We start from the raw sequence: 10717 nt of genomic DNA, 5'->3' as shown, positions 1-10717 counted from the left end.
TAGATTTAATTATGGCTAAGTTTTTTATTGATAGACCTGTTTTTGCATGGGTAATCGCTATCATGATGATGCTGGGCGGAGCTTTATGTATAAAGCTTTTAGCTGTTGAACAGTATCCTGATATTGCGCCACCTGCGGTTACTGTAACAGCTACTTACCCTGGGGCAGATGCGCAAACAATTGAAAATACGGTAACACAGTTAATTGAGCAAAATCTTACTGGTCTTGATAATTTAATTTATATGAAATCAACCAGTAGTGCGCAAGGTGTAGTACAAACAACGCTAACATTTGCTCCAGGTACAAACCCTGACTTTGCACAAGTACAAGTATTAAATAAAGTAGAAAGTATAAAATCTCGTTTACCTGAAAGTGTCCAAAAAAATGGTGTTTCTGTTGCGAAAAATAACACTAACTTTCTTAAAGTTATTGGTTTTTACTCGACAAATCCACAAAAAACACAGTCTGACATTGCTGACTTTGTTTATTCAACTGTACAAGATCCTATTCGCCGTGTTCAAGGTGTGGGTGATACCACTTTATTCGGTTCAGAATATGCAATGCGTATATGGCTTGATCCTAATAAATTAACTTATTTTAACTTGTCCATTGAAGAAATTACAGCAGCTATTCAAGCACAAAATGCTCAAGTAACAGCCGGACAACTAGGTGCTTTACCATCAACAGATGGTCAAGAACTCAATGCAACTATTACTGCCCAGTCTCGCTTAAAAACACCAGAGCAGTTCCAAAATATTTTAGTGCGAGTAAATACTGATGGTTCTAATATCTTATTAAAAGATATAGCGAAAGTAGAAATAGGTGCTTCTGATTACAATTTTATTTCTCGTTATAATGGTAAAGCTGCAGCTGGTCTTGCAATTTATTTAGCTACTGGCGCTAACCAATTAAATACTTCAGATCAAGTAGATAAAAAAATAGAAGAATTATCTAAAATCTTCCCTGAAGATATTCAATATGCTTACCCTTATGATACTACACCGTTTGTTAAACTTTCGATTAGTAATGTTATTCATACATTGGTTGAAGCAATCATTTTGGTTGTAATAGTAATGTATGTTTTTTTACAAAACCTTCGTTCAACGCTTATACCAACAATCACTGTACCGGTTGTATTGTTAGGAACGTTTGCAATTTTATATATTTGCGGATTTACAATTAATACCTTATCAATGTTTGCTATGGTCTTAGCGATTGGTCTTTTGGTGGATGATGCGATCGTTGTTATTGAAAACGTTGAACGTATTATGCATGATGAGGGACTGTCTCCTTATCAAGCTACCGTTAAGTCGATGGAACAAATAACTTCAGCTTTAGTCGGGATTGCGGTAGTACTTTCGGCTGTATTTGTACCAATGGCGTTTTATGGTGGTGCTGCTGGTGGGATTTATCGCCAATTCTCAATTACTATTGTAACAGCAATGTCTTTGTCTGTTATTATGGCAATTGTGTTAACTCCGGCCCTTTGTGCTCAAATCTTAAAAGCGCCGTCTAAAAGTAAAATTAAGAAAACTTCATTTGCTGAAAAATTAGAAACCATTCCTCCATTCAGTTGGTGTTCGAAAGGCACTAAAAAGTTCTTCAATTTGTTCAATCGCGCTTATGATAAAAGTTTACATGCATATCAAAAAGGTGTAATAAAAGTTATTCGCTATCCATTAATTACATTCGTTGGTTACATAATAATAGTAATCGGATTGATATTTGGATTTAATCGGCTTCCTACTGGATTCTTACCTGATGAAGATCAGGGGGTGCTCATTATCATGGCTGAATTACCACCAGGTGCTACATTAGAACAAACAATGGATGTTTTAACTAAAGCGTCTAATTATTATATGGAGCAAGAAAAAGACTCAGTTAAAGAGATATATACTGTCGCCGGTTTTAGCATGGTAGGTCGAGGTCAGAATATGGGGCTTGGTTTTGTTCGATTAAAAGATTGGGGTGAACGAAAGCAAGCAAATCAAAAAGTTAAGGCGTTAGTTGGTCGAGGTATGAGATATTTATTAACCTTAACTGAAGCGCGAATATTTGCTTTAAATGTTCCTGCTGTACCTTCATTAGGTATGGCAAATGGCTTTTCTTATATGTTAAAAGATAGCTCAGGTCAAGGTCATGAGGCTTTAGTGGGAGCTTTTTTCCAAATATTTGGTGCAGCATCACATCATCCAGAGTTACAACAAGTTCGCCCAGCTAGTATGCTTGATGTACCTCAATATAAAATAAATGTTGATTTTGAAACAGCCCAAGCACTTGGTGTTTCTGTAGGCAGTGTTAATACTGTATTGTCAACAGCATTAGGTTCAGCTTATATCGATGATTTTGTTTATAATAGTCGGGTAAAAAAGGTCTATTTACAATCAGATGCTCCTTATCGTATGTTGCCAGATGATTTTAGTTTCTGGCATGTTAAAAATAAGAATGGTCAAATGGTACCATATGATGCCTTTGCCACGACTTCAAAAAGTTATGGTTCACCTTCACTTGTTCGTTATGATGGTGTTGCAGCCATGGGAATCAGCGGTTTAGCTGCACCAGGATTAAGTTCAGGTCAAGCAATGGCGGTAATGGAAGAGCTATCACAGAACTTACCAAAAGGTTTCACTTTTGACTGGACCGACATTTCTTACCAAGAACGTCAAACTGGTTCACAAACCACTACACTTTACATAATTTCAATAATTGTGGTGTTCTTATCATTAGCTGCATTATACGAAAGTTGGACAGTACCTATTTCCATATTATTTGTTATTCCTCTCGGCATACTGGGTACTGTTATAGCAACCATGTTTAGAGGGCTTGATAACGATATTTACTTTATTGTTGGTCTGTTAACTACTATGGGGTTATCTGCAAAAAATGCGATATTAATTGTAGAATTTGCTAAAGATGCCATAGAGAAAGAGGGTAAATCATTAATTGATGCCACACTTGAAGCTTGTCGTCTGCGTTTACGTCCGATTTTAATGACTTCATTTGCCTTTATTCTTGGGGTACTACCGTTAGCATTAAATAGTGGAGCAGGTTCAGCAAGCCAAAATGCGGTAGGCACAGGGGTAATTGGAGGAATGTTAACAGCCACATTTTTAGCAATATTCTATGTTCCATTGTTCTTCTTATTTATCACAAAAATGTTTACTAAACATAAAAATAAAGTCGTTTTACCGAGTGAAAAATATTTATCAAAAAATTAGTCACTTTATTATTAAGTTAATATAGTCAAACATAAAAAACGCTGATTTCCTTCAGCGTTTTTTTACGAAAAAAAGTTGTTCAACTCTTGTACTGAAAAATAGCAAATAAAAGAAATATTACAATATCAGATTATCTTAATTAAATGTTGAATAAGTTTGATACTTATTTAAAGTAGTAAAGTTTATTTGCAAATTAACAAGGTAACAAATAATTTGTGGATCAAACTAGAATTTTATTTTCACACAATGTTAAAAATAAAAGTAATGGTTTTATTTGAGAGTTTTAATGTATTGCTGATTTATATGAGTATGAGTAATGGCTATTGCTAAAGCGTCTGCTGCATCAGCTTGCGGACTTGCCGGCAATTTTAATAATAACTTTACCATATGTTGTATTTGTTTCTTATCCGCAGCGCCAGTACCAACAACGCTTTGCTTTACCAAGCGTGCAGCATATTCAAAAACAGGTAGATTGTTATTAACCGCCGCAACGATAGCAGCGCCCCTAGCTTGCCCCAATTTTAATGCAGAATCTGCATTACGAGCCATAAAGACTTGTTCAATAGCAAACATATTAGGTTGAAATTGTAGAATAATCTCACTCACACCTGCATAGATACGTTTTAGGCGAGTGGGTAAATCATCAACGGCAGTGCGGATACATCCACTACCAAGGTAGGTTAATTGTCGACCGGTTTGACGAATTACACCGTAACCCGTCAAGCGAGAACCTGGATCAATACCAAGAATAATGGTCATTAAAGTGTAGCTGCAACTTCGTCTGAAACTTCACCATTATGATAAACTTCCTGCACATCATCACAATCTTCAAGCATATCAATCAAACGTAATAATTTGGGTGCAGATTCAATATCAAGATCAACTTTAGTTGCTGGAATCATTGACACTTCAGCAGCTTCAGCAACTAAACCAGCTGCATCAAGGGCATCTTTTATTTCACCGAATGATTCAGGCGTGGTAAATACATCGATAGCACCATCATCGTAAGTAACTACATCATCAGCACCAGCTTCGAGTGCGGCATCCATTACTTTATCTTCATCGGTGCCAATTGGGTAGGAAATAACTCCTTTTTTGGTAAAAAGATAAGAAACTGAACCGTCAGTACCGAGGTTTCCACCCGTTTTAGTAAAGGCATGGCGAACTTCTGATACTGTACGATTACGATTATCACTTAAACATTCAACCATGACAGCTGTTCCTGATGGACCGTAACCTTCATAGATGATTGTTTCCATATTACTATCATCTTCACCGCCGACACCGCGAGCAATAGCTCTGTTCATCGTGTCACGAGTCATATTATTCGATAACGCTTTATCCATTGCTGCACGTAAGCGAGGATTTGACGCTGGATCGCCACCACCTATTTTCGCGGCAGTTACTAACTCACGAATAATTTTAGTAAAAATTTTACCGCGTTTTGCATCTTGCGCTGCTTTACGGTGTTTGGTATTGGCCCATTTACTATGACCTGCCATAAAAATTCTCCAGAAAAAAATAATTTAAAATCGTAGTATTTTAGCAAACTTTTACTAAAAATTCATTATCAATATTATGATAAGTTTTATATTATTAGTATCATTTTTATATATAACGAACTTGCCTTAATGAAAGCAAAACCTAATTATAATGTGAACATGTAGTTAAAATGAAAAGACATAATAATTATTTTTTGATATATAAGTTATTTTTAAGATAAAAAGAAGCGTTTGAGGTTATTGAAAAAGAAAAAACACCATATCTTATACGGTGTTTTTTTAATATAAAAACAGAATGTTAATTACAGTTGATTAACTCATTCCATATTGTTTTAATTTTTTGCGCAAAGTGCCACGATTAATGCCAAGCATATTTGCAGCTCGAGTTTGATTGCCACGTGTATATTGCATAACCATATCAAGGAAGGGGTGTTCAACTTCAGCTAACACTAGTTCGTATAGATCAGTAGGATCTTCACCGTTTAATTGTGATAGATAGTTTTTTAAAGCTTGCTTTACTGAATCTCGCAAAGGTTTTTGTGTTATTTGGTCTTGAGAGTTTACAGTTGTAAATTTAAGTGCTGCAGCTGTAACGCGTTGTTCTGACATAGTATTTTTAACTCTTTTATTTGTTTCTAATTTGACTAAAAAATGCTATTAGTGTTTTTACTTGCTCACTTGTATTGCTAAGTACACTAAATAAGCGCCTGAATTGATCACTATCAGCATAATTCTTGGTATACCAATTTACATGCTTTCTGGCAATCCGTAATCCTTTGTATTCTCCGTACAATTGATAAAGTGCATCAAGATGCAATAATACTATTTGCTCTACTTCATCAATAGTCTTCTCTTTTTGTAACTTTCCATGTGTTAAATAGAATGCTATTTCTTCAAATATCCAAGGTCGCCCTTGTGCCGCTCGGCCGATCATTATAGCATCAGCTTGAGTATATTGAAAAACATCTTTTGCCTGTTCTGGAGTACAAATATCGCCATTAGCAATTACCGGAATACTGATATTCTCTTTAACTGTTTTGATTGACTGATATTCTGCTATACCTTTGAATAAGCAGGCACGAGTTCGCCCATGAATAGTAATCGCCTTTATACCTGAATCCTGAGCAATTTGTGCGATTTCTACGCAATTTCTATTATTTTTATCCCATCCAGTCCGCATTTTTAATGTTACCGGCACATCAACTGCACCGACAACTTTTTGTAAAATTGTTTTAATTAGTTCTGGATACTGCATCAGTGCAGATCCAGCCAATTTTTTGTTGATTTTTTTTGCCGGGCACCCCATATTGATATCAATAAGTTGCGCTCCATGTTTAACATTAAACTCGGCAGCTTTGGCCATCTCATCAGGATCAGAACCAACGATTTGCACTGCTCGAATGCCTAAATCATCAGTTGCGACCATTCGTAACGATGACTTATTTGTATGCCAAACATCTGAATTGGCTAAGAACATTTCGGAAACAGCCATTCCGGCACCAAATCGATAACATAAGTCACGAAATGGCTTATCGCTAATTCCCGCCATTGGCGCGGCAATTAAATTGTTTTTTAATTTTACCTCACCAATACTTAGCAAATTAAGGCCGGCTATATTACGCATTTTTTCTTGAACTTTAAAGGGGGTCATGTCAATTTTTTACTTTTTTTTGCCTGTAATACGGCACCATTCTTCGTTTTCAATAACCGCATCAAGCTCAAAATGGGGTTGATATGCGTTACAAACCGCAGCGGCTTGTGAAGCTAAAATACCCGACAATCCTATGTATCCTTTTGATTTTAATAATTTATTTATATTTGGTTCAAGTTCTTTTAATGGTCCAGCTAAAATATTGGCAACCAGCACATCAGCTTGTAAATTATCCGGTAAGTCTTTAGCTAGATAAAGCGTTAATTTTTCACCAACATTATTACGTTCCGCATTATCGCGACTAGCTTGTATTGCTTGTGGATCGATATCAATTCCAATGACTTGTTTTGCACCAAGCTTTAATGCAGCAATTGCTAAAATCCCTGAACCACAACCATAATCAATTACCAACTTGTTATTTAGATCTAAACTATCAAGCCAAGTTAAACATAAAGCGGTTGTTGGATGAGTACCTGTGCCAAAGGCTAATCCGGGATCTAACATGACATTAACGGCATTAGGATCTGGCACCTCTCGCCAACTCGGACAAATCCAAAGTCGCTTACCAAACTGCATGGGATGAAAATTATCCATCCACTCACGTTCCCAATCTTTGTCTTCTAGTTGTTCAATTTTATACGAATATTGTTCTAGATTGAGCATCGCTTTCAATTGATTAATATCCGTCTCAGCATCATAAAGACCAATAACATCAGTGTTTCCCCATAATTTTGTTTCACCTGGTAATGGTTCAAAAACGGGTGTGTCATAAGTGTCTTGAAAGGTGACCGACACAGCACCCGAGTCTTCCAGTTGTTCACTAATTTGTTCAGCAAGATCGTTAGTGGTATTAATTCTGAGTTGAATCCAAGGCATAATTTTTTCCTGTTTTACCAAACATATTGGCAATAATAAAAATAACAAGTCCGAAAACTAAAGAAGGGACAATTGGATGAAATGAAAATAATTTAATATTATTAGCGGCAAGTAAGATATAACTGATCGCACCAGCAAACATTGAACAAAGTGCACCAGTAGCGTTGGCCTTCTGCCAATATAATCCCAATACTAACGGCCATAAAAATACTGCTTCTAGTCCACCAAATGCGAGTAGATTCAACCAAATAATCATATCTGGTGGATTCCATGCAGCTAAAATAAGTAATCCACCAAAAATAAAGGTAATGGTAATCGAAATTCGAGTTAAGGTTTTATCGCTATAGTTAGTATTAGGTTTAATACTTAAGAATAGATCTTTAATAACGACCGAGGATACTTGTAACAGTTGTGCATTGATAGTTGACATGATCGCTGCAAGTGGCGCAGCTAAGAAAATACCCGCAGCTAGTGGGGGTAATACCTTAATAATTAATGTTGGCACAACTTGATCGGGTATGGTTAAATCACTGACGATAACCCGTCCTAGTGCGCCTGATAGATGCATAGTTAACATAATTATCGTTACAACGATGGTGCCAATAATAATACCTTGATGTACTGCTTTACTATCTTTATAGGCCATGCATCGTACTGCTGTATGAGGTAATCCAACCACACCAAAGCAGACAAGTACCCAAAACGAAGTCATAAATGGGAAGTCCATAAAATTATCAGGACCTTGTGGAGTCAATAAAGCAGGATTAATTTCTCTTAAATGATCAATAATTGAAGTAATGCCACCACCAGCATAAATAATTGCAGTTAATAGTAAAATTGCCCCAATAATCATTACTAACCCTTGAAAGGCATCATTTAATATGCTGGCTCGAAATCCTCCAAAAGCAGTATAGATAACGGTACCTATACCAAAAATTAATAGGCCAACATCATAAGGAATACCAACTGAAGCTTCAAGTAAACGCGCGCCACCAACAAATTGAACCGTCATAGCACCGACAAAAGCCACAACAAGAGTAATACTGGCACACCAAACTATCGTTCGGCTTTTATATTGCGCATACAGCATGTCACTTAATGTTATTGCATTGTATTTGCGGGCTAAAATAGCGAATTTTTTACCTAAAATACCAAGTGAAAGTAATACCGTCGGTACCTGAATCATGGATAGTAAAACCCAACCGAGTCCATATTTATAGGCGGCGCCAGGGCCACCTATAAACGAACTAGCACTAATATAAGTTGCTGCTAGTGTCATTGCAAGTAGAAAACCGCCCATGGTTCGGTTACCAATAAAATAGTCAGTAAATTGATTTACCTTCTTGCGTTTTGCATAAGCATAAATGGATAGGGCGAAGACAAAAATTAAGTAAATAACAAGCGGTAAAATAATATCGAAATGCATATTTAATCACTTAGTTTGTTCTAACGGAATATTTTTGAATTGAACTCTTACCACAATCCAACATAATATGATAAAAACGAAAGGAACTAAAATACAAGACAGTTCAAACCATAATGGGAGTCCTAATAGTCCTTTTTCATCACTGCCAAAATAAGCGGTAAATATCCACGCAATCAAGTAGATAATAGTAAGCAATAATGAAAGTTTGGCTTCTTTGCTAGCTTGCTTATAACGTATATTCATGATGAGTAAGTAGGAAATTAATGGTGACTTAGAGTAAAAGAAAGCACCAAACTTAGCAAGGTTATTGCAATTTATGCAATATAATATTGTAAATATATCAATTTTGGCAATAATAAAATTATTATATAGTGTATCACAAATTAATTTTGCATAACTCAAATCATGGAGAGAAAAATGTCGAACTATTTTAATACCCTAAATTTACGTGAAAAGTTAGATCAACTTGGTAAGTGCCGTTTTATGGCTCGTGACGAATTTGCTTCAGAAGCTAATTTTTTGAAAGGTAAAAAGATTGTTATTGTTGGTTGTGGAGCTCAAGGTCTTAACCAAGGCCTTAATATGCGTGATTCTGGATTGGATATTGCCTATACATTACGTAAAGAAGCGATTGCTGAAAAACGTGCTTCATGGAAAAAAGCAACCGAAAATGGTTTTAAAGTGGGTACTTATGAAGAACTTATTCCCACAGCAGATTTAGTGATTAACTTAACTCCAGATAAGCAGCATTCAGCTGTTGTTCAAGCTATTCAGCCATTAATGAAAAAAGGTGCTGCATTAGGTTATTCTCATGGTTTTAATATTGTTGAAGTTGGTGAAAAAATTCGTTCTGATATCACCGTTGTAATGGTTGCCCCTAAGTGCCCAGGTACTGAAGTACGTGAAGAATATAAACGTGGTTTTGGTGTGCCAACTCTTATTGCCGTTCATCCAAAAAACGATCCTAAAGGTGAAGGATTAGCGATCGCAAAAGCATGGGCCGCAGCAACGGGTGGTCATCGTGCTGGGGTATTACAATCATCATTTGTTGCTGAAGTTAAATCAGATTTAATGGGTGAACAAACTATTCTTTGTGGTATGTTACAAACAGGTTCGTTATTGTGTTTTGACAAACTTGTAGCAGATGGGGTTGATCCAGCGTATGCTTGTAAATTACTACAATTTGGTTGGGAAACGATAACCGAGGCGCTAAAACAAGGTGGTATTACATTAATGATGGATCGTTTATCTAATCCTGCTAAATTAAGAGCTAATGCTTTAGCGAAAGAATTAAAAGTGATCATGACCGATCTTTATCGTAAACATATGGATGATATTATTTCTGGTGAATTCTCTTCAACTATGATGAAAGATTGGGCTAATGATGATGTTAATCTATTAAAGTGGCGTAAAGAAACCGGTGAAACGGCATTTGAAAAAGCAGCAGAGTATCAAGGAAAAATTGATGAACAAGCATACTTCGATCAAGGTGTTGTAATGATAGCAATGGTTAAAGCAGGGGTAGAGCTGGCTTTCGAAACGATGCTTGAATCAGGCATTTTACCTGAATCAGCTTATTATGAATCATTACATGAATTACCACTTATTGCTAATACGATTGCCCGAAAACGCTTATATGAAATGAATGTGGTTATCTCTGATACTGCTGAATATGGGAACTATTTATTTGCTAATGCAGCGGTACCATTGTTAAGAGAGAAATTTATGCCAATGTTACAACCAGGGGATCTTGGTAAAGCTATTCCTGAAGGTAGTGTTGATAACGCACAGTTACGTGATGTTAATGACGAAATCCGTCATCACCCAATTGAACAAATTGGACGTAAATTACGAAGTTATATGACTGATATGAAACGTATTAATGTTGCCAGCTAATAACTAATTTATTGCCAAATAAAAAGGTGCTTAGCAGCACCTTTTTTTTATTTAAGATTTTTGTAAAAATGTTTCAGGAATACTATACGTTTAAGTATAAAAATTTACCTACATTCAACATCTAAGTGCGAATCCAGTCAGTAAAAGG

9 protein-coding genes are annotated in these 10717 nt (G+C 36.0%); 2 read left to right on the top strand and 7 right to left on the bottom strand.

What is annotated here, in order from left to right:
* Positions 1-11: 11 nt before the first annotated feature.
* Positions 12-3218: an efflux RND transporter permease subunit gene (locus Q0K76_RS12570; protein WP_294616018.1), complete on the top strand. Its 3207-nt coding sequence runs from the start codon at positions 12-14 to the stop codon at positions 3216-3218.
* Positions 3219-3488: 270 nt separating this feature from the next.
* Here Q0K76_RS12570 and ruvC read toward each other — a convergent pair whose 3' ends face one another.
* From ruvC to Q0K76_RS12535, 7 genes are all read right to left on the bottom strand, one after another.
* Entirely contained in the window at positions 3489-3977 is a 489-nt protein-coding gene (gene ruvC / locus Q0K76_RS12565; protein ID WP_294616017.1) for a crossover junction endodeoxyribonuclease RuvC, read from the bottom strand.
* Entirely contained in the window at positions 3977-4720 is a 744-nt protein-coding gene (locus Q0K76_RS12560) for a YebC/PmpR family DNA-binding transcriptional regulator (RefSeq protein WP_294616016.1), read from the bottom strand. The genes ruvC and Q0K76_RS12560 overlap by 1 nt, the downstream gene beginning before the upstream one ends.
* Positions 4721-5032: 312 nt before the next feature.
* On the bottom strand, positions 5033-5329 hold the full coding sequence (gene fis / locus Q0K76_RS12555; RefSeq protein WP_034883623.1) for a DNA-binding transcriptional regulator Fis: 297 nt from the start codon (positions 5327-5329) through the stop codon (positions 5033-5035).
* Between the two features lie 16 nt (positions 5330-5345).
* A complete protein-coding gene (dusB, locus tag Q0K76_RS12550) occupies positions 5346-6344 on the bottom strand; it encodes a tRNA dihydrouridine synthase DusB (protein WP_294616019.1) in 999 nt (332 codons plus the stop codon).
* Positions 6345-6380: 36 nt separating this feature from the next.
* Complete coding sequence (gene prmA / locus Q0K76_RS12545) at positions 6381-7247, bottom strand: 50S ribosomal protein L11 methyltransferase (protein ID WP_294616015.1); 867 nt, start codon at positions 7245-7247, stop codon at positions 6381-6383.
* Positions 7222-8673 carry a sodium/pantothenate symporter gene (gene panF, locus Q0K76_RS12540; RefSeq protein ID WP_294616014.1) on the bottom strand — a complete coding sequence of 484 codons (1452 nt, stop codon included), beginning with the start codon at positions 8671-8673 and terminating at the stop codon, positions 7222-7224. The genes prmA and panF overlap by 26 nt, the downstream gene beginning before the upstream one ends.
* A 6-nt stretch (positions 8674-8679) precedes the next feature.
* Positions 8680-8916, bottom strand: coding sequence for a DUF997 family protein (locus Q0K76_RS12535; RefSeq protein ID WP_294616013.1), 237 nt, complete (start codon positions 8914-8916; stop codon positions 8680-8682).
* A 174-nt stretch (positions 8917-9090) separates the two neighbouring features.
* Here Q0K76_RS12535 and ilvC point away from each other — a divergent pair, with 174 nt between their 5' ends.
* Positions 9091-10569 (top strand): ketol-acid reductoisomerase, encoded by a 1479-nt coding sequence (gene ilvC / locus Q0K76_RS12530; RefSeq protein ID WP_294616012.1) that lies wholly within the window; start codon positions 9091-9093, stop codon positions 10567-10569.
* Positions 10570-10717 lie beyond the last annotated feature (148 nt).

Source organism: uncultured Gilliamella sp. (assembly GCA_945271295.1).
In the GTDB taxonomy this organism is placed as follows: Bacteria; Pseudomonadota; Gammaproteobacteria; order Enterobacterales; family Orbaceae; genus Gilliamella.
Note: the sequence above shows the minus strand (reverse complement) of the source record. Positions and strands in the feature narration are given on the sequence as shown.

Coding starts and splice junctions, on each gene's coding strand:
- Q0K76_RS12535 (WP_294616013.1), bottom strand. CDS start 8,916: ATGAATATACGTTATAAGCAAGCTAGCAAAGAAGCCAAACTTTCATTA.
- ruvC (WP_294616017.1), bottom strand. CDS start 3,977: ATGACCATTATTCTTGGTATTGATCCAGGTTCTCGCTTGACGGGTTAC.
- dusB (WP_294616019.1), bottom strand. CDS start 6,344: ATGCGTAATATAGCCGGCCTTAATTTGCTAAGTATTGGTGAGGTAAAA.
- prmA (WP_294616015.1), bottom strand. CDS start 7,247: ATGCCTTGGATTCAACTCAGAATTAATACCACTAACGATCTTGCTGAA.
- Q0K76_RS12570 (WP_294616018.1), top strand. CDS start 12: ATGGCTAAGTTTTTTATTGATAGACCTGTTTTTGCATGGGTAATCGCT.
- fis (WP_034883623.1), bottom strand. CDS start 5,329: ATGTCAGAACAACGCGTTACAGCTGCAGCACTTAAATTTACAACTGTA.
- Q0K76_RS12560 (WP_294616016.1), bottom strand. CDS start 4,720: ATGGCAGGTCATAGTAAATGGGCCAATACCAAACACCGTAAAGCAGCG.
- ilvC (WP_294616012.1), top strand. CDS start 9,091: ATGTCGAACTATTTTAATACCCTAAATTTACGTGAAAAGTTAGATCAA.
- panF (WP_294616014.1), bottom strand. CDS start 8,673: ATGCATTTCGATATTATTTTACCGCTTGTTATTTACTTAATTTTTGTC.